This window comes from Streptomyces sp. DSM 41931 (assembly GCF_050271085.1).
GTDB classification, from domain to species: domain Bacteria; phylum Actinomycetota; class Actinomycetes; order Streptomycetales; family Streptomycetaceae; genus Streptomyces; species Streptomyces albogriseolus.
Window position 1 is genome coordinate 188,677 of record NZ_CP189903.1, and the last position, 17,913, is coordinate 206,589.

A 17,913-nucleotide genomic window follows, 5' to 3' on the forward strand; every position below is an offset into this window, starting at 1 on the left:
CGAAGCCGAAGTCGTCCCCCGCGAAATCACGAATCAAATTTGTGGACCTACGAATCGGCACGTGAGCGGCGGTGATCGCCTGATGGCAGCTGTCAGCGGCCCCGCCGGGAGGTGTGGGAAAGTCCCAGCTCGCCGTCGAGTACGCGTACCGCTTCCAGCTCGACTACGAGGTGGTGTGTGGGGTCCCCGCTGACGCACCCGGCGCGCGACGTCCATCGGGTCATGGGATCGGGATAACCTCACATATGCTGCACCAGATGCGACAAAGCGCGGTACGGAATAAGCGAACTGACGGACGATCGGAAGAGAACGTTACGGACCTGGACACACCCCGCGTAGTGACGCCCTCGCTGGTCCTCCCGGCCGCCGCCGGCGTCTCGCCCGTGCCCGGCGCCGAGTTCACCCCCGACGTGCTCGCCAAGCTCCAGGAGCTGGAAGAGCGCTCCAAGGAGCACGAGCAGGCCCTGCGCCCGAAGAACACCACCGACGGGTACGCCGCCGACTGGAAGCAGTGGGAGCAGTTCTGTGCACTGCTCGAACTCCCCGTCACCGCCATCACGCCCGGATCGCTGACCGCGTTCGTCGAGTGGCTGTGGTGGCAGCCCGGTTGGAAGAAGGGCACCTACACGGCGCCCTCGACCATCGACCGCCGCCTGTCCGGGGTCGTCGTCACCGGCCGCACTGACCACGGGCTGCAGCTGGACCGCAAGGTCGCCTCCCGCGCCCGGTACGTGCTCAAGGCCAAGGTGAAGGAGATGGAGAAGACCGAGGAAACCCGCGGACGCGGCCCGGCCTCCGCCCTGCTCGTGCCCCAGCTGCGCGCCGCCGTCCAGGCCGTCCCCGAGAACCGGCTGGGCATCCGCAACCGGGCCATCGTGCTGCTGCACTCGCCCTCACCGCCCGCGAGCACGAGGTCGCCTACCTCCGGCTGCGCCACATCACGGAGGTCGAGCACGGCCTGGAGGTCGACATCCGGGTCTCCAAGATCAAGCCCCGCAAGGTCAAGGTGCCCTACGGGTCCAGGCCCTCGACCTGCCCCGTGCGCGCGTGGCGCACCTGGAAGGCTGCCGCCAACCTGACCGACCCCGACGACTTCGCCTTCAAGCCCCTGCACAACCGCTGGCACACCCCGCTGCCCGGCGGACTCGACCCCGAGACCATCGGCACCATCACCACCGAGCTGACCGCCCGCGCCGAGCTGATGCAGCGCTACACCGGACACTCCCCCCGCCGCGGCGCCGCCGAGGAGTCCCGCCGCGCCGGCAACGACCGCAAGGTCATCGCCAAGCAGGGCGGATGGGTGGAGAACTCCGCCGCCATGGAGGGCTACTTCGAGGCCGGCGAGGGCTGGGAGGAGAACGCCATGATCGGCGTGCTGTGAGGCGAGGAGCGCGCAGGACCCCAGGCGGTCGACCACCCTAGGGGCCCTGCGCCGCCCGTCACGCACGCTGGTCGGGGCCCGGAGGCTGGTCGGTGCTCCCGCCGGCGGTGAATCACAGGGTGCGGACCATCTCCGCCGCCGCCCGGCGCCGAGCGGGCTTCTTCCCGTACACCGCGGTGAGCGACAGCAGGACGATCAGCAGCAGGTAGAGCGACAAGACCGCGAGCAGGGCCCAGACCAGCAGGGAACTCGGGCGAGGAACGGCAGAAGCGCCGCCACGGCAACCCCCATCAAGTGCTACAGCTCTCCGCACTGACGGGGCGGCTTACCGCAGCACACGCAACCGACCGTCCAACATTCGACGATCGGCTACGAAACAGAGCCGGACCGCGTCAGCGGTTGGCTCTGGCCTCCCATGAAGCAGTGAAGAGGCATGCTGCGTACTCTCCGGCGGTCGTGAGCCACCAGCCGGGCGGTCCCGGTCGAGAGCGGTCTCCAGAGTGCCACATCGCCAGCACCGCTCCGAACCCGTCCTGCCCGTCACGCGGCAACTCGCGGATTGATCCCTGCGACCCGGCGCCCTCCCGCTACAACAGATAGACACGGACTACGGGAGGGACCGCAGGTGACCAACAGCCTGACGCACGAACCCGGCCAGCCTCATCAGGGATGGGTCTTCAAGGCTGGTAAGTGGATCCGGGCAGAAGACCCGGTCATGAACCGGCCGGAGGGCGAGATCGACGATGCGATCAAGGCCGCCGGGTACCGAAGCTGGACAGGAGCGGGCAAGGGGGCGCGCGAGTTCGACCTGGGCCCGCTAATGCTCACGGTGTATGCGCGGTCTGAGCAGCCCTCGTTCCTGTTCGACCTGGAAGGGCCGGAGCACTCGGAGTGGGTGTACGCCGAGACCCTGCCCGACGCCCTCGCTCTGCTGACTCAGCTGGCCCCGACGCTGCAGGCGCTCACCCTCACCGACCAGATCGCGCGGGCCGAGCCGAAGACCGAGTCCGTCCTCGCCGACATCCTGGACAAGCTGCACGACCGCCACCGCGACCAAGGCGGTCGCATCATCAGCGGCTGACGCACCGCGCAGTGCCGGCAGGGCCCAGACCGGGGCCCTGCCGTGACTCAGCTGGGCACCGCGCTCGACCGGTGCGGCACGGGCATCGCGCCGCCCCTCCCCGGCTCACGGGAGGCAGGGGACGCGCTGCGATGCGCGACCCACAGCGCCTGCTGCGGCCACCAGTACGCCCGCGTCACCATCGCGGCCGAGCCGTCGAGATCCACCAGCACCTGATAGGCGACCCGGCCGTCCGCCCAGTTCTGCCGGGCCCGGACCGTGGCCCACCGCCACCGGCCCCGCGACCTCAGCCACAGCACCGGCGGATCCGCCAGCGGCCAGGTCCACACGATCGGGGCCGGCCCATCCTCCGGGCGCCACGGCCGCGCCTCGACCGGCTCCGGAATTTCATCGTTTACATGTTCTATTTTAGGCCGGTGTCGCGCGGCTTCTTCTTGGGCTGGCTCTGCTGACGCCGCAGCTCACGGATGTGGTCCTGCTCCGCAAACAGCCTGCGGTTCTCCTCCTTGAGCGAGAGCCGCTTCGGGTTGGCCGCCCGCTCCTTCTGCTTGGCTGCCCGGCGCTCCGCTACGAGCGCCTGGGCCTTCTTCTCGCACTCCGGGTGCACCGGCTTGCCCCGGGCAGGTCCCTGCTCCCGGCTCACCCACACCTTGCCCTCGATCGGTCCGCCGCACATCGCGCACACGGCCGTCGGCAAGTCCGACTCCATCGACGCCTACGCCGCTGCCCGCGCCGCCCTGTCCGGACGGGCCTCCAGTGCCCCCAAGGACGCCACCGTTGCCGGCATACGCGCCCTGCACAACGCCGCCCGCTCCGCCATCAAGGCCCGCACCGCGGCCCTGAACCAGATCACCCACCTCCTCTTCACCGCGCCCGAGACCATCCGCGCCAGATACGGGCAGCTCAAAGGGGCGGACCGCACCGACACTCTGGCCCGGCTGCGACCGACCGGGGACGCCGTCCACGTCGCGGTCCTCACCGCACTGAAGAGTCTCGCCCGGCGCGTCAAGGAGCTGACCGCGGAGCACGAAGAGCCGATCAAGACCCTGGATGGCGAGGTCACCGCCCACAATCCCGGCCTGCGAGCCGCCTACGGAGTCGGCCCCGACACTGCCGCCCAGCTCTTGGTCACAGCCGGAGGAAACCCCGACCGCATGCGAACCGAGGCTTCCTTCGCCGCCCTGTGCGGAGCCGCACCGGTCCCCGCCTCCAGCGGCAGAACCAACCGGCACCGCCTCTCACGCGGCGGTGACCGGGCAGCCAACGCCGCCCTCTACCGCATTGCCCTCGTCCGCATGTCCAGCGACCCCCGCACCCGCGACTACGTTGCCCGGCAGACCGCAGCCGGACGAACCAAGAAGGAGATCATCCGGCTGTTGAAGCGGGCCATCGCCCGGGAGATGTTCCGCTGCCTGACCACCACGGTCACCGTCCCCGGCATCGCCGACCTGCGGCCCCTGCGCCAAGCCAAGAACATCACCCTCACCGCCGCGGCCCGCCACTTCGGAGTCTGGCTGGCCACCGTCTCCACCCTCGAACGAGGAATCCGCCGCGACGACACCCTCGCCCACACCTACCGGGACTGGCTCAACGCCGCTTGATCACGCGCCAGGTCATACAACGTCCCGCACATCAGGCCACGGCCGACCGTCGGCGGAGACACCAGAGGGCCGACCGGCGCGAACGAAGTCGCCGTACTCGTCCTGGACAACGTTCTCGTTGACCCACCGGTCCCGCACGGCTCCAGTGCGCTCTTCGGCAACGACCAACGCGGCCAGCGGGTCCTCAGCCATGCCCAGAAGCTGGCCGAACTCGCCGGCCTCATCATCAGGATCGAACGGCGGGAACTCACCCAGGTCCAGGAAGCCCTCGCTGCCGACGTCCTCAACCGCGTGGAGATAGACCTCAAGGTGGCCCTTCGCCGCACGAACCTCGACATAGCGCACGCCAGGCCGCTCTGCCGAGCCGCACGGCCCAAGGAACTGCTCGACCGAACGGCCCCGCCGCAAGGCCCCAAGAATGAACGACTCCGCCAAGTACCGCACCCGGCCAAGATACGGCGCCCACCCCACCCCCAGGGCTTGACGATCAATAGGAGCATCAGCGCGGGACCATGCCCGCGGGTGCGGGGATGGTCCCCAGTCAGTCTACGACTGCCTGCGGAAATGGCTCCGCGGGTGGGAAATCCGCCACCGCATCGCCCGCAAGGGCATCAAGCCCACACAGCGACTGGGTCGACGTCGACGGGTGGTGGAACGAACCGTGTCCTGGCTGGCAGGCTGCCGATGGCTCAACCGACGCTACGAACGCAAAACCGAGCAATTCCTCGCCTTCGTTGGCATTTCAGCAGCCCTGCTCAGCCACCCTCGCCTCATGCAGTGTGACGACGCGTAATACGCCTATGTTCTCTGCATGTTCGAGACGATCCGGTGGCGTTGCCACGTACGCACCAACGACAGTCGCGGGGCCGAGCGCGTAGTCGGCCAGCTCACAGCTCGACTGGACAGGACCATGCAGATCGAGACCTACGAGCGGTACTGGAAGTACCCCGAGCTTGCCGAACTGCACCTGATTTCACCACTTGAGTCGGTCAGCCCGGATGCCGCGCTCCTCGCCGTCCTTCAAAGCGCGTGGCGGATCGCGACGCCCTGGGCTGTTGGAGCCCCAGGGACGGATGGTGAGTTCGACGGAGTCGCCTCGGTGGACATCGGCTCACGCTTCACCGTCCCAGGAGTCGAGTGGATGGAGTTCTACGTCACCGACCGACGGTGATGCGTCACCCATCAGCTCTACTGAGCCGCTCCCCGCACCCGCGGGGATGGCCCCACCGTCTGACAACGGAGCACCGCCCGCCGGGAGTTCAGCGGGCGGCGTTCCACTCTCGGTCGAGGATGGCGTGCACGACGGAGTCACGCCACTTCCCGGCCTTGAACACGTGCTCCCGGATGGTCCCCTCCTCGACCATCCCCGCGGCCTCCATCGTGCGGGCGGAGGCCGTGTTGAGAGGGGACCGTGCACCCCAGACGCGGTGAAGGTCCAGATCGTCGAACGCGACGCCGAGGAGCAGCTTCACCGTCTCCAGCCCGTATCCGACGCCCCAGGAAGCCGGGCGCAGCGCGAAGCCCATGGTGGCGCCGCGCTGCTGGTGCGGGTCGACGGCCAGGCGGCCGAACCCGATCAGCTCCCCCGTCTCCCGCTCGATGACGGCAAGGGCGTACTCGGTGCGGGGTGTCGCCGTGGCCGCGGCGATGGACCGCGTCACGATCTGTTCGACCTGGTCGCGGCTGCGCGGCTCGAAACTCAGGTGCTCCGTCGCCTCGGCGCTGCCGTAGACGGCGAACACGGCGTCCACATCATCAGGAGCGAGTTCCCGCAGCTCAAGGCGCGCACTGAAACGTTCTACCGGGTGCATGTCCGGACTTTACCTGTGCGGCAGAGCGGGTCGGCTGGTGGGGAACGCCTCGATCTCCGCACGCAGATCCCGTGCGACGACGGCCTCGCGGGCGGGGCCGCTCATCACCGCGTGCCGGACACGCATCGCCGACATGACGATGCCGTTGTTGCGGTGCGAGGCGGGCAGGTCGAGCACCGGGCGGATGGCTGCGGCCGCACCGTCCAGGTCCCCTCCGTAGAGGCGGACGAGCGCCAGGTCGCACTGGGAGCCGGCGAGGTCGCCGAAGGCCCAGTTCGGGGCGGTGGGGTCGCTGAACCCCTGTACGGCCTGCTCCGCCTGTTGCGCGAGCCGGGCGCCGCCGTGACCGAGGAGAGTTTCGGCCTCCACGGTGTAGTAGAGCTGCTTCTCCGGGGCGTAGGTGAACAGTCCGCCGAGGGCGTCCAGGTCGTCGTGGACGACGCGCTCCCGCTGGTCGGCGGCCTGCTGGCTGGCGGCGCGCACCGTCTCCTCGTCGCCGAGCACCGCAGCGGCACGCGCCTGCAGACCAAGGAGCCACAAGCCCACGGTGCCGCGCTGGTGCTCGGCCACCGCTGCGCCCCGGCTGGCGTAGTGGTAGGCGTCGGCGGGCTTGTCCGCCCAGTAGGCGATGAGGGACTTGAGGCCTTCGGTGGCGGCGATCAGGCCGGCGTGCTCCGCGTCGCGGGCGCACGCGGCCGCGACGCGGGTCATGGTGAGGGCCTGGTGGGGGACCTCCATGTCGTTGAAGCCCTTGGCGACCATGAACGACAGGACAGCGCCCTTGACGTTCAGGTCACGCAGCTGCGACGGCCGGACCCGTCCGCCTTCCAGCAGGCGGAAGACCTGTTCCTGGGTTTCCAGCAGGTCGTCCCAGATCACCGAAAGCGGTTCACGCGGGTATGCGACGACGAGCCGCTGCACCTCGTCGTCGAGCAGCCCGAGCGTGTCCTCGCCGACCCGCTCGCGGTCGGCTCCCAGGAGGAAGTCCTTCGCTCGTCGCACAGCCATCGCGCCCGTCCTTTTCATGTCGTCCAGGCCCACGCCGGAGCCTGTGGGGGAGGTACTGGGTGACGCGTCCGTGAGCGGAAGGAACTCGGGCGTCGCGGCGTCGGGCGCCTCCGTCCATAACGTCTCGATGCTGTAGCCGAGCATCTCGACGATGACCGGCCGGAACACCCGTTGGGGCTTGCGGCCCTCGTAGATCCAGCCCTCGACGGTCTTGGGCGCCGGTTCGTCCGCGTTCTGCAGCCCAAGCCGTGCGGCGGCTTCCCTGTACTGCGTCAGGAAGTCGTCGGGGTGGCGGATACCGCGGGCTTCGCAGGTGCGCCGGAAGAACAACACGGTCTCTCCCATCCTTCTGCCGAACGCGTCACTGCCCGACGGTAGAACGCTGTCCACGGCAAGTTGCCCTGTTCCGACGCTACTCAGCGGTTCCGGGGTGGAGCCGGGGAACTTCCGAGGAACGGGGTCAACCTCGCGCCAGATCCCGAGGTCGGTTTGGGGGTGGAGCCGTCCGGGGCTGATTGCCACGCTTCTGGAGAAGTCACTCAGAGTGCCCAGGCGTGCACCCACGCGAACCAGGGAGTTGGGTCCTATGGCCCCCAGAATCGCTGAACCCGTCAGCGTGTCAGAGGTGCCCTTAGCTGAGGTCAGGGTGCCCGCTTGCCCCTCCTTCGAGATCGTGGTCCCCTCGGTCCCGTCCAGCGTGCAGGTCGTGCGGCGGGTCGTCCGGGCGTGGACTCGCTGTCACTGCCGGATGCCCAGCGACCAGGCGGACATCGTGCTGGTCGTGATGTCGGAGCTGTGCACGAACGCGGTACTGCACGGGAGCCGCGATGCCTTCGACGTGCGGGGCTGGGTGTCGGCCGCGGGCGAACTGCGGTTCGAGGTTGACGACAGGACGCCGTCGGTGCCTCCGGCCCCGGGCAGCCCGGGCGCCGATGCGGAGAGCGGGCGAGGCCTGCTCCTGGTGGACGCCCTGGTCCGCGAGTTGGGCGGCACGTGGGGGTTCAGCGACGACGGCGCACGCGCCTGGTGCGCGCTGCCTCTGCCCGGGGACCAGCGGTGACCGCCACCGCACAGCGTTGGACGCGCCCTGTGCCGGCGTGGACCCCGCCCCTCGACAGCGGCGCGCTGCATGACCTGTTGGAGCGGGTCCGCAACTGGCAACCGTTCGACGGCGGCGCACTCCTGGACGACGTCGCCGCCGCCCTGGACGACGTCCCCCCAGCCGAAGGGGACACCGCCCCGCTCGCCCAGCGGCTCCGCGGGCACCTCGCCCGGCTGGTCACCATCGCCGTGGCGAGCGAGGCCGACCAGGACACGACGGCCGCGCAGCTCGCCTTACAGGCCCGCACGCTGCAGACCGAACCCTGGCCCCGCGAGCGCCGGGCGGCGACAGCGCACCTGCGCCGACTGGGGTGGACCGCCAACGAACTCCACGACCGGCTCACCGCCCTCCGCTGCCTCAAGGCGGCCGCGTGACCACCGCCCGCACCACGAGAAAGACCACCGTGCGCCCCGACTCGCCCCTGATCCCGTTCGTCATCCAGCGTGAGGGCGAGGAAGCCGCCCCGGACAACCTGCGGCTCACCCCGCTCGGGTCGGGCCGTTACCGACTGAGCTACGCCGACGAGGACCCCCGCGACCGCGACCTGCGGGGCGTGCTGTGGGCCCGCTGCGGACTCGGCCCGATCGATGACCAGGGACGGCCGACGGGACGGCCGCAGTGGCGGATGATGCACCCCCTGCGTCAGCGCGGCTGCATGCAGATGCTGCGCTGCCAGGTGTGCGCCGGGCCGACGCGGACCCCGCTCGGCTGGATTTTCCTCGCGGGCCCGGGCACCGTGGACCCGAGCGACGAGTTGGTGCTCACCAACCAACCACCCGTGTGCCCGAAGCACGCCCGCACCGCCGCCGAGCTGTGCCCGCACCTCACCGCCGAGCCGATGGTGTTCCTCGCCCGCAGCGCCCCGCTGTACGGGGTGAACGGCGTCGGCTATGGCGTCCGCGAGGGGAACGTGCAGGTCGTGGAGCGCCCTGCCGGGCCGATCCCGTACGGCCATCCGCTGATGTCGACCGTGCTGGCCTCGCAGATGGTGCGCAGGCTCGGCGCGTTCCGGCTGCTCACTCTCGGCGAGCTCTTCGCCGCGCTGGAGGACGCCCCGTAGAGCTCCTGCCCGGCGGCCCGAACGTCCCCCCTGGCTGGGCCGCCAGTGCAGGTCCAATTCCCGGCGCGGGGACGACAACCAGTCCGTGTTCCCCCACGGCCACGTCGCCGCCCCGCGCCGGGTCCGCAGGTAAGTCAACCGATCAACGAGGAGACGCACCATGACGATTGCACCCGAGGCGCCCGCCCGTCCGGCTGTGCCGGAGTTCCTGGAGCTGGAGATCACCGGCCGGTGCCAGTTCACCTGCCCGTCCCTGTGCTACGCCAAGGCCGGTCCGACGCAGGACCACGGCAGTATGAGTGGCGCCGACTGGAAGCGGCTCATCGGTGAGGCCGCCGAGATCGGCGTGAAGAAGGTGCAGTTCATCGGTGGGGAGCCGACCATGCACCCTCACTTCGACGCCCTGGTGCACCACGCCTTGGCCGTCGGTCTCGGCGTGCAGGTGTACAGCAACCTGTACCGCGTGAGGCTGGACCACTGGGCACTGTTCGAGCAGCCGAGGGTGTCCCTGGCGACGTCGTACTACAGCGACGTGGCCGAGGAACACGAGCGGGTGACCGGCCGGAAAGGTTCCCACGCGGCGACCCGCGCAAACATCGTGCAGGCCGTCCAGCGCCGGATCCCACTGCAGGTCGGCATCGTGGAGGTGTTCGAGGGACAGCGCATCGCCGAGGCCCGCCAGGAACTCCTCGACCTGGGCGTGCGCATGGTGAACGTCGACCGTGTCCGCAGCGTCGGCCGCGGAGAGGTGCACGTGCCCAGTACGAAAGACCTGTGCGGGCGCTGCGCCGACGGCCGGGCGGCGATCATGACCGACGGCACGGTCACCCCGTGCGTCCTGGGCCGCTTCCTGAACACCGGTAACGCCAAGACCAGCGGCCTCGCCGCTGTGTTCTCCGGGCAGCAGTGGACGGACACCGCGGCGAGCATCCCCCGACGGCCCGTGCCGACGGCCGGCTGCACCCCGGCCGACTCCAACGACTGCGACCCGGCGAACACCGAAGCCTGCTTCCCCGCCTACTAGAACCGGAGGACACTGAACCGATGCGATGGCTACCGCAGGCCCGGCGCCTGGCACACGAGGTGGTACGGCCCGAATCCCGCTGGCACTCGGCCGTGGCCACCGTGCCCCGCCACCACTTCGTCCCCCGCTGGTGGGACTCCGTCGAGGGTGTGTGGGCCCTCCGCGGAGGCGCCGACGACCCCGACGCGTGGCTGGAAGCGGCGTACAGCGACCGGACACTCGTGACCCGGGTCGACGCCTGCCACGCCGACAACGCCAGCCCCGGCGACGTCCGGGACTGCGGTACGCCCACCTCGTCGTCGACATTGCCCAGCCTCGTCGTCCGCATGTACCGGCACGCGATGATCGCCGACGACAGCCACGTGCTGGTCACCACCGGCTCCGGCTACGGCACCGCCCTGGCCTGTGCGCGGCTCGGTGACGCGCAGGTGACGAGCATCGACGTCGACAAACACCTGGTGCAGCTCGCCGAGGAACGCCTCGCCGCGCTCGGCGAACGCCCGTCCATGCAGGTGCGCGACATCACCGGGCCCCTGCCCGGGGAGTACGACCGGATCGTGTCCACGGTGTCCGTACGGCCCGTGCCGGCCACCTGGCTGTCCGCGCTGCGGCCGGGTGGCAGGCTCGTGACGACGATCGCCGGCACGGGGCTGATCCTCAGCGCGGACAAGACTGCGGACGGCGGAGCCGTCGGCCGTATCGAGTGGGACCGTGCGGGGTTCATGCGCACCCGGCACGGTGCCACCTACGACCGGCCCGTCGAGGCCACTTGGGACGGCGCCGCACGGGAGGACGGTGAGGAGGTGTCCACGAGCCGGTATCCGCTGCTGTACCCGCCGGACGCGTGGGACGTCATGTCGATGCTGGAGCTGGAGTTCCCCGGCATTGAGTACCGGAAGAAAGAAGAAGGCGGCACCCGCACGGTGTGGCTGCTGCACCCTGACGGGTCATGGGCCCGCGCCGGCGTGAGCGGGTTCCTCGACTCTCCCACTGTCCACCAGAGCGGCCCGCGCCGTCTGTGGACCGAGCTGGACCGCATCCGCAACCGCCTCAACCGCGAGGGAGGCCTGCCCGTCTACGGCGCCCGCGTCACCATCACCCCGGACGGCACGACCACCCTCACCCGCGGAGCCTGGGAGACCACCCTGTAAACGATGCAGCAGCACGAACGGTGACCCGCCCCAGGGCACCCTTCGCCCCCTTTGGGCCGAACGGCCACGCGACGACCGGGAGCCCGGCCGTCCGCCCGGCCCCCGTCGGCGCGTGCGCGCCCCTACCCCGCCACCCGCGCCGGAATCCGCTCCAGCCCCCACGTCACCGGAGAGCGCCGCAGCCGCACCACCCCGCCCGCCACCGCCGGCACGTCACCCGCCGCCAGCAGACCCCCCGCCCCGGCCACCGCCGCCAGCACCGCCTCCGCCTGCCCGCGCGCGAAGGACCCCACAGCCACCCCGTGCGGCGCGGGCACCAGAGGCTCCGGAACGCCGGCCGTGGCATAGCGGTCCGGGACGAACCGGTCGGGCGCGGTGAACGCCTCCGGGTCGCGGTTGGCGGCCGCCACCAGTACCGCCACCTGCTCACCGGCCGCGACCCGCTCCCCGGCCGCCTCCACGTCCTCCGCGAGGGAGAACGCGTGCAGCTTCACCGGCGGGTCGTGCCGCAGCGTCTCGGTCACCAGCAGCGCCGGGTCCTCCCGCACCGCCGCACCGGCCGGCCCCGGATCGCGGAGCAGCGCGTGCAGCACCCCGGCGATCAGCTCCCGCGCCGCGCGCACGCCCACCACCGCGGCCCGCGCCGCCTCGTCCCCGAGCAGGTCCCTCAGCGCGCCGACCGCGTCGAGCAGCCGCACGGCGTCGTCGTACGCGGGAGGCGCGAGCGCCGCGTCCAGGGCGCCCGCCGCCCCCGCGCAGGCCTCGGCCAGCCGGACGCGGTCGGCCCCGGTCAGCCCGTGCACGTCGGCGAGCACCTCCACCGGCACCCGCGCGGCCACGGAGGCCACCAGGTCCACCTCGCCCCGCAGTCCGGCCAGGGCCTGCCCGGCGGCCCGCGCGGCCGGCTCCCTCACCTGGTCGGCGCCGGGCAGTTCCCCGGCATCCGGCAGTCCTTCGTCCCAGGCGAGCGCCGACTGCGGCTGCGCGACATGCCGATCGGCGGTGCGCGCCGCGAGCAGCCGGCGGGCCGGCGCGTACCCGGTGCACACCCGGACGCCCAGCCTGCTGCGCCACAACGGGCCCGCGGCGCGCGCCCGTTCATAGGCGGGGTGGGGTTCGCTTCCGTACCCCCGCAGCAGGGCCGCGTACGCGTCGCCCTGTGCCCCGTACAGCCAGTGGATCCCCTGGACGAGCTGAAGCCGTCGCCCCAGCTCCCTCTCCGCCGTGACCAACGCCATGGACGGCACCTCTCTGCTCGTGGCCTGCGTGGCAGGCGCAGGCTAGGCCGCGACGGCGGAGCCCCGGTCGAGCCGTCCGTAGGCGCGTCCGGGGCGCCCCCACCCCCGCACCCCGCCGGTCCGCCCACGCTCCACTGCCGCTCCACCCGCCCCCGCGACCATCGGCCCCACAAGCCCCATGCCGTTGACCGGCTGCCCGAGCTGCGGAGGTGACCGAAGGCCGTGCCGACCTCGAACACACCGGAGGAAGCGGTGGCGGATCCGGCCGCCCTGCTCCGGGACATGGTGCGCATCCGCTGCGTCGAGGAGGAACTCGCCGACCTGTACCGCGACGAGCAGGAGATGCGCACCCCCGTGCACTTCTCCGTCGGCCAGGAGGCCGCCGCCGTCGGGGTGTGCGCCGCGCTGCGCGAGGACGACCTCGTCTACACCGGCCACCGCAGCCACGCCGCCTATCTCGCCAAGGGCGGCGACCTGCCCGCGATGGTCGCCGAGCTGTACGGCAAGGAGACCGGCTGCGCCCGCGGACGCGGCGGCTCCGTGCATCTGACCGACCGGGCCGCGGGCTTCGCCGGGTCCGCCGCGATCCTCGGCGAGATGATCTCGGTGGCGACCGGCGCCGCCTGGGCGCTGCGCCGGCAGGGCTCCCGGCAGGTCGTCGTGACGTTCTTCGGGGACGGCGCCGCCGAGGAGGGCGTCTTCCACGAGTCGCTGAACTTCGCCGCCGTGCACCGCGCCCCGGTCGTCTACGTCTGCGAGAACAACGCCTACTCGATCTCCTCGCCGATCGCCGCCCGCCAGCCGGCGGACGGCTCCGTCACCGCCCGCGCCCGCGCGTTCGGCATCACCGCCGAGCGGGTCGACGGCAACGACGTCGCCGCGGTGCACGCCTCCGCCCGCCGGGCCGTCGCGGCCTGCCGCGCCGGACAGGGGCCCGCCTTCCTGGAGCTGGACACCTACCGCTGGCGCGAGCATGTGGGACCCGGCCACGACACCGGCGTCGACCGCCCCCGCGAGGAGGTCGAGAGCTGGCTGGAGCGCTGCCCGGTGCGCCGGGCCGCGGACGCCCTGCGCCCCGGTGCGCCCGACGTCGAGGAGCGGCTCGCGGCCTGGGACGAGGAGTTCCGCGACGAGACGCGCCTCGCGGTCGCCGCGGCCAAGGCCGCGCCCTTCCCCGCCGTCGACCGCCTCACCGACGGCGCCTACGGCAGCCCCGTCCACGCGAGCTGACCACGCGAGAGCTGACAGGAGAACACCCGATGGGACGGACGCTCACGTACTGGCAGGCGATCGCCGAGGCCACCGTGCAGTGCATGGAGGCGGACCCTGCCGTCGTCGTCGTGGGACAGAACGTCGACGACGCCAAGGGCTCCTACGGCACCACCCGCGCGGCCTACGAGCGTTTCGGCGCCGCCCGGGTCGTCGACACCCCCAACAGCGAGAACGCCGTGGCCGGGATCTGCATCGGCGCCGCCGACCAGGGACTGCGGCCGCTGGTGGTGCACACCCGCGCCGACTTCATGTTCCTGGCCATGGACGCGCTGATCAACCTGGGGTCCAAGTGGCGCTACATGTACGGCGACCAGGGCGGGGTGCCCGTCGTCATGCGCGGCGTCGTCGGCCGCGGCTGGGGCCAGGGCGCCACCCACTCGCAGAGCCTGCACTCCGTGTTCGGCCACTTCCCCGGCCTGTACGTGGCCGCGCCCGCCTCGCCCGCGGACGCCAAGGGCCTGCTGATCTCCGCCCTGCGCGCCGACACGCCCGTGGTGCTGATGGAGAACCGGTCGCTGTACGCCACCGAGGGCGAGGTCCCCGAGGAGCCGTACACGGTGCCGTTCGGCAAGGGCCGCGTCGCGCGCCCCGGCGCCGACGTCACCGTGGTGGCCGCCTCGCTCATGGTCCACGAGGCGCTGCGGGCCGCCGAGCTGCTGGCCGGCCAGGGCGTCGACGTGGAGGTGGTCGACGTGCGCAGCGTCCGGCCGCTCGACGAGGACGTCATCTGCTCCTCCGCCGCCCGCACCGGCCGGGTCGTGATCGCCGACACCAGCTGGGCCCGCTACGGCTTCTCCGCCGAGGTCGCCGCCGTCATCGCCGAGCACGTCCCTCATGCGCTGCGCGCCCCGGTCCGCCGGGTGACGCCCCCGGACTGCCCGGCGCCGGTGTCCTGGCCGCTGGAGGAGGCGTTCCACCCCGGCGCGCAGAAGATCGCCGACGCCTGTCTGGAGCTGGTCGGCGGCGACCGGTCCGCCGTGCCCGCCCTGGCCGGTGTGGACGCCGGGTTCATCGGGCCCTACTGAACCGGGCCGCCCGGCGGCCGGTTGTCCCACGACGAAAGGAAGACACGTGGAATCGAGCAAGTCGGCCGTGGTCGCCGAAGGGCTCCGCAAACGCTACGGGAAGGCCACCGTGCTCGACGGACTCGACCTCGTCGTGCCCGAGGGCTCGGTGTGCGGCCTGCTCGGACCCAACGGCGCCGGCAAGACCACCACCGTGGGCATCCTGTCCACCCTGCTGCGCGCCGACGGCGGCCGGGCCGAGGTCGCCGGCTTCGACGTCGCCCGCCAGGCCGCGCAGGTCCGCTACCGGATCGGGCTCGTCGGCCAGCACGCCGCCGTCGACGAGGTCCTCAGCGGGCGGCAGAACCTGGTCATGTTCGGCAGGCTCTACCACCTGTCCCCGGCCGCGGCCCGGCGCCGCGCGGACGAACTGCTGGAGCGGTTCCGGCTGACCGACACCGGCAGCAAGCCGGTCAAGGCGTACTCCGGGGGCATGCGCCGCCGTCTGGACCTCGCGGCCGGCATGGTGCTCGCGCCGCCGGTGCTCTTCCTGGACGAGCCGACCACCGGTCTGGACCCGCGCAGCCGCAACGAGGTCTGGGACGCCGTCCGCGCCCTCGTCGACGGCGGCACCACCGTGCTGCTCACCACGCAGTACCTCGAGGAGGCCGACCAGCTCGCCGACCGGATCTCCGTCATCGACACCGGCCGGGTCATCGCCGAGGGAACCCCCGACGAGCTGAAGCGCCGAATCGGCGGCGACCGGGTGGACGTGGTGGTGCGCCGCGCCGGCGATCTGAGGGCGGCCGGCGGGGTGCTCGCCCCGGTCGCCGCCGGGGAGGTCGTCACCGACGAGGACACCCGGCAGATCTCCGTGCCGGTGCGCGACCGGGCCGCCGCCCTCGCCGACGTGGTCCGCGTCCTGGACACCGCGGGCATCGCGGCCGAGGACATCGCGCTGCGCCGGCCCACCCTCGACGAGGTCTTCCTGCACCTGACCGGTTCCGCCGCGGGAGCCTCGGCGGAACACCCCGAACCGCACACCAGCGACGAGAAGAAGACGGAGGGCGCAGCGGCATGAGCGTCGCGATCCCCGACCTGCCCCGCGGCCCCTTCGGGCGGCTGCGCTGGGCGCTGGCCGACGGCTGGACCGTCACCCTGCGCGGCCTGACGCACTGGTCCCGCGAACCCGGCACGGTCATCGGCGGACTGCTGTTCCCCGTGATGATGGTGCTGATGTTCGGCTACTTCTTCGGCGGCGCCATGGAGGTGCCCGGAGGGGGCAACTACCGGGAGTTCCTCATCCCGGGCATGTTCGTGATGACCATGGTGTTCGGCATGGGCGAGACCGTCACCGCCGTCTCCGCCGACAAGAACCGCGGCGTCACCTCCCGCTTCCGCTCCATGCCGATGGCGCCCTCCGCCGTGCTGGTCGGCCGGTGCGTCACCGACATGCTCAACTCGGTCCTCGCCCTGGCCGTGCTCTTCGCCGTCGGTCTCGCCGTCGGCTGGGAGGCCCACGGCAGCGTCGCCGACACCGTGTTCGCCGTCGGCCTGCTCCTGCTGCTGCGGTTCGCGCTGACCTGGATGGGCATCTACTTCGGCCTGCTGATGAAGGGACCGGAGGGCATCACCCTGGTGCAGACCCTGGAGTTCCCGGTCGGCTTCCTCACCAGCGCCTTCGTCGCCCCGTCCACGATGCCGGGCTGGCTGGGGACCATCGCCGAGTGGAACCCGCTGTCCTCGACCGTCGCCGCGAGCAGGGAACTGTTCGGCAACCCCGGCTGGGGCGGCGACTCCTGGATCGCGCAGCACGCCACCCTCATGGCCGTGGTGTGGCCGGCCGTCATCTTCGCCGTCTTCTTCCCGCTGTCCGTACGCCGGTTCCGCACCCTGACCGGCTGACCCCCCTCCCACCCCCCACCTGCGGAGACGACCCCATGCCTCTGCGCCTTCGAGCCAGGCTGACCACCGTGGCCTCAGCGGCCGCGCTCGCGCTGACCACCCTTCCCGCAGCGGCGGCGGAGGGCCCCCGCGCCCCCGCCCCCGTCCGCTGCGCGCCCTTCTCCGCCCAGATCCCCCTCGGCCCGGACGCCCACGGCACGCAGCGCATCGCGGGCACCCTGTGCGAACCGCTCGGGCGGCGCGCCAGAACCGCCCAGCTCCTGCTGCACGGCGGCACCTACGACCACACGTACTGGACGATCCGGTCGGACGCCCGCAGTCCCTCCTACGCCGAGGCCGCCGCCCGCGCCGGCCACGCCGCCCTGGCCGTGGACCGGCTGGGCACCGGCCGCAGTTCGGCCCCGCACAGCTCCCGCTTCACCGACGACACCCACGAGAAGGTCGTGCTGCACCTGACCCGGGTGCTGCGCGAACGCGGCCACCGCAAGGTGGTCCTGACCGGCAACTCCTTCGGCGCCACCGTGGCCCGGATGGTGGCCGCCCGGTACCCCGGCGCGGTCCAGGGACTGATCCTGACCGGTGAGGGGGCGCCGCCCGACGAGGGCGCCTTCGAGCAGATGGGCGCGCTCTACCGGACCGCCTCCGGGCATCCGCTGCTCGCCCGGCGCGGGCTGGACGACGGCTATGTGGCGCTCGCGCCGGGCGGGAAGGCGGCCTGGTTCTACGACCACAGCACGGCCGACCCTCGCGTGGTGCTGCACGACGAGCTGCATCCCGAGCCGGACGTGTACCCGGCCGACCCCGGCTACGGGGATGTTGCGCTCAACCGGCGCATCACCGTCCCCGTGCTGGTCGTCGTCGGCCAGAACGACCGGCTCATCTGCGGCGGGACGGGCAGCGACTGCTCCAGCTCCGCGGCGCTGCGGGCCTCCGCGGCCCCGCTGTACGGGCCGAAGGCCCGGCTGGAGGCCATCGCCGTGCCGCGCACCGGCCATGTGCTCAACCTGCACCGCACCACCTCCCAGTGGTACGACCGCGCCCAGGAATGGGTCGAGCGCCGCGTGGACGGCGCCGGCTGAGACCACCCGACCCCCCTCCCAGGTGCCGTGGACACATCCCCCCTGTGTCCACGGCACCGCCCTGTCCGGGCCCGGCCCGCCGCCTGCACCGCGGCTCGAACGCCGCTCCAGGGGCCGGCCCGAGCATCGAGGCGGACGACGCCTCCCGCACCGGGCGGGACGAGGCGTGACCCGGCGACGACGACGGCAGGGGGCA

The 17,913-nt window shown here is 71.9% G+C and carries 21 protein-coding genes and 1 pseudogene; 16 read left to right on the forward strand and 6 right to left on the reverse strand.

Annotated features, from left to right (window positions below; genetic code table 11):
• The first annotated feature begins 338 nt into the window (after nucleotides 1-338).
• The 3 genes from ACP7TJ_RS32745 to ACP7TJ_RS32755 all read left to right on the forward strand — a co-directional run bounded on the left by ACP7TJ_RS32745 (nucleotide 339) and on the right by ACP7TJ_RS32755 (nucleotide 2,462).
• The gene (locus ACP7TJ_RS32745) at nucleotides 339-1,079 is read left to right on the forward strand and encodes a hypothetical protein (RefSeq protein WP_427767723.1); all 741 of its coding nucleotides are present in this window, start codon (nucleotides 339-341) and stop codon (nucleotides 1,077-1,079) included.
• Nucleotides 1,040-1,381, forward strand: coding sequence for a hypothetical protein (locus tag ACP7TJ_RS32750; RefSeq protein WP_427767726.1), 342 nt, complete (start codon nucleotides 1,040-1,042; stop codon nucleotides 1,379-1,381). Before ACP7TJ_RS32745 ends, ACP7TJ_RS32750 begins: the two co-directional genes overlap by 40 nt.
• A 625-nt stretch (nucleotides 1,382-2,006) precedes the next feature.
• Nucleotides 2,007-2,462 (forward strand): hypothetical protein, encoded by a 456-nt coding sequence (locus ACP7TJ_RS32755; RefSeq protein ID WP_367548765.1) that lies wholly within the window; start codon nucleotides 2,007-2,009, stop codon nucleotides 2,460-2,462.
• A 47-nt stretch (nucleotides 2,463-2,509) separates the two neighbouring features.
• Here ACP7TJ_RS32755 and ACP7TJ_RS32760 read toward each other — a convergent pair whose 3' ends face one another.
• On the reverse strand, nucleotides 2,510-2,791 hold the full coding sequence (locus tag ACP7TJ_RS32760) for a hypothetical protein (RefSeq protein WP_367548764.1): 282 nt from the start codon (nucleotides 2,789-2,791) through the stop codon (nucleotides 2,510-2,512).
• 74 nt (nucleotides 2,792-2,865) lie between these two features.
• The gene (locus ACP7TJ_RS32765; RefSeq protein WP_367548763.1) at nucleotides 2,866-3,138 is read right to left on the reverse strand and encodes a hypothetical protein; all 273 of its coding nucleotides are present in this window, start codon (nucleotides 3,136-3,138) and stop codon (nucleotides 2,866-2,868) included.
• Here ACP7TJ_RS32765 and ACP7TJ_RS32770 point away from each other — a divergent pair.
• Nucleotides 3,113-4,063, forward strand: a complete 951-nt coding sequence (locus tag ACP7TJ_RS32770) for a transposase (RefSeq protein ID WP_427767731.1) — start codon at nucleotides 3,113-3,115, stop codon at nucleotides 4,061-4,063. The two genes, ACP7TJ_RS32765 and ACP7TJ_RS32770, sit on opposite strands and share 26 nt — an antisense overlap.
• A 12-nt stretch (nucleotides 4,064-4,075) precedes the next feature.
• On the opposite strand, the gene ACP7TJ_RS32775 is transcribed toward ACP7TJ_RS32770, so the two are convergent.
• Nucleotides 4,076-4,507: a hypothetical protein gene (locus ACP7TJ_RS32775; RefSeq protein WP_246532218.1), complete on the reverse strand. Its 432-nt coding sequence runs from the start codon at nucleotides 4,505-4,507 to the stop codon at nucleotides 4,076-4,078.
• Between the two features lie 103 nt (nucleotides 4,508-4,610).
• Between ACP7TJ_RS32775 and ACP7TJ_RS32780 the strand changes: the two are divergent.
• Nucleotides 4,611-4,856: pseudogene (locus ACP7TJ_RS32780) on the forward strand (IS5/IS1182 family transposase); the annotation flags it as partial.
• A gap of 18 nt (nucleotides 4,857-4,874) precedes the next feature.
• Complete coding sequence (locus ACP7TJ_RS32785) at nucleotides 4,875-5,234, forward strand: hypothetical protein (RefSeq protein WP_367548761.1); 360 nt, start codon at nucleotides 4,875-4,877, stop codon at nucleotides 5,232-5,234.
• Nucleotides 5,235-5,322: 88 nt separating this feature from the next.
• Here the strand turns inward: ACP7TJ_RS32785 and ACP7TJ_RS32790 are convergent, their stop codons facing one another.
• A complete protein-coding gene (locus ACP7TJ_RS32790) occupies nucleotides 5,323-5,874 on the reverse strand; it encodes a GNAT family N-acetyltransferase (RefSeq protein ID WP_266552908.1) in 552 nt (183 codons plus the stop codon).
• Nucleotides 5,875-5,883: 9 nt separating this feature from the next.
• Nucleotides 5,884-7,215 (reverse strand): hypothetical protein, encoded by a 1,332-nt coding sequence (locus ACP7TJ_RS32795; protein ID WP_266552905.1) that lies wholly within the window; start codon nucleotides 7,213-7,215, stop codon nucleotides 5,884-5,886.
• Nucleotides 7,216-7,468: 253 nt separating this feature from the next.
• Between ACP7TJ_RS32795 and ACP7TJ_RS32800 the strand changes: the two genes are divergently transcribed.
• From ACP7TJ_RS32800 to ACP7TJ_RS32820, 5 genes are all read left to right on the forward strand, one after another.
• Complete coding sequence (locus ACP7TJ_RS32800) at nucleotides 7,469-7,942, forward strand: ATP-binding protein (protein ID WP_390924086.1); 474 nt, start codon at nucleotides 7,469-7,471, stop codon at nucleotides 7,940-7,942.
• Nucleotides 7,939-8,358, forward strand: coding sequence for a DUF6415 family natural product biosynthesis protein (locus ACP7TJ_RS32805; RefSeq protein ID WP_390924085.1), 420 nt, complete (start codon nucleotides 7,939-7,941; stop codon nucleotides 8,356-8,358). Before ACP7TJ_RS32800 ends, ACP7TJ_RS32805 begins: the two co-directional genes overlap by 4 nt.
• Nucleotides 8,355-9,044 carry a hypothetical protein gene (locus ACP7TJ_RS32810; protein ID WP_427767737.1) on the forward strand — a complete coding sequence of 230 codons (690 nt, stop codon included), beginning with the start codon at nucleotides 8,355-8,357 and terminating at the stop codon, nucleotides 9,042-9,044. The genes ACP7TJ_RS32805 and ACP7TJ_RS32810 overlap by 4 nt, the downstream gene beginning before the upstream one ends.
• A 160-nt stretch (nucleotides 9,045-9,204) precedes the next feature.
• Nucleotides 9,205-10,068 carry a radical SAM protein gene (locus ACP7TJ_RS32815; protein WP_427767740.1) on the forward strand — a complete coding sequence of 288 codons (864 nt, stop codon included), beginning with the start codon at nucleotides 9,205-9,207 and terminating at the stop codon, nucleotides 10,066-10,068.
• Nucleotides 10,069-10,088: 20 nt separating this feature from the next.
• Nucleotides 10,089-11,219 (forward strand): protein-L-isoaspartate(D-aspartate) O-methyltransferase, encoded by a 1,131-nt coding sequence (locus ACP7TJ_RS32820; protein WP_427767743.1) that lies wholly within the window; start codon nucleotides 10,089-10,091, stop codon nucleotides 11,217-11,219.
• 122 nt (nucleotides 11,220-11,341) lie between these two features.
• On the opposite strand, the gene ACP7TJ_RS32825 is transcribed toward ACP7TJ_RS32820, so the two are convergent.
• Complete coding sequence (locus ACP7TJ_RS32825; RefSeq protein ID WP_427767746.1) at nucleotides 11,342-12,457, reverse strand: cytochrome P450; 1,116 nt, start codon at nucleotides 12,455-12,457, stop codon at nucleotides 11,342-11,344.
• A gap of 222 nt (nucleotides 12,458-12,679) precedes the next feature.
• Here ACP7TJ_RS32825 and ACP7TJ_RS32830 point away from each other — a divergent pair, with 222 nt between their 5' ends.
• The 5 genes from ACP7TJ_RS32830 (at nucleotide 12,680) to ACP7TJ_RS32850 (ending at nucleotide 17,717) form a co-directional block, all read left to right on the forward strand.
• Nucleotides 12,680-13,687 carry a thiamine pyrophosphate-dependent dehydrogenase E1 component subunit alpha gene (locus ACP7TJ_RS32830; protein ID WP_246532235.1) on the forward strand — a complete coding sequence of 336 codons (1,008 nt, stop codon included), beginning with the start codon at nucleotides 12,680-12,682 and terminating at the stop codon, nucleotides 13,685-13,687.
• A gap of 29 nt (nucleotides 13,688-13,716) precedes the next feature.
• Nucleotides 13,717-14,754, forward strand: coding sequence for an alpha-ketoacid dehydrogenase subunit beta (locus ACP7TJ_RS32835; RefSeq protein WP_093764034.1), 1,038 nt, complete (start codon nucleotides 13,717-13,719; stop codon nucleotides 14,752-14,754).
• A gap of 46 nt (nucleotides 14,755-14,800) precedes the next feature.
• A complete protein-coding gene (locus ACP7TJ_RS32840) occupies nucleotides 14,801-15,814 on the forward strand; it encodes an ATP-binding cassette domain-containing protein (protein WP_093764033.1) in 1,014 nt (337 codons plus the stop codon).
• Entirely contained in the window at nucleotides 15,811-16,638 is an 828-nt protein-coding gene (locus tag ACP7TJ_RS32845) for an ABC transporter permease (protein WP_093764032.1), read from the forward strand. Before ACP7TJ_RS32840 ends, ACP7TJ_RS32845 begins: the two co-directional genes overlap by 4 nt.
• Before the next feature lie 68 nt (nucleotides 16,639-16,706).
• Nucleotides 16,707-17,717: an alpha/beta fold hydrolase gene (locus ACP7TJ_RS32850; protein ID WP_367490284.1), complete on the forward strand. Its 1,011-nt coding sequence runs from the start codon at nucleotides 16,707-16,709 to the stop codon at nucleotides 17,715-17,717.
• Nucleotides 17,718-17,913: the final 196 nt, after the last annotated feature.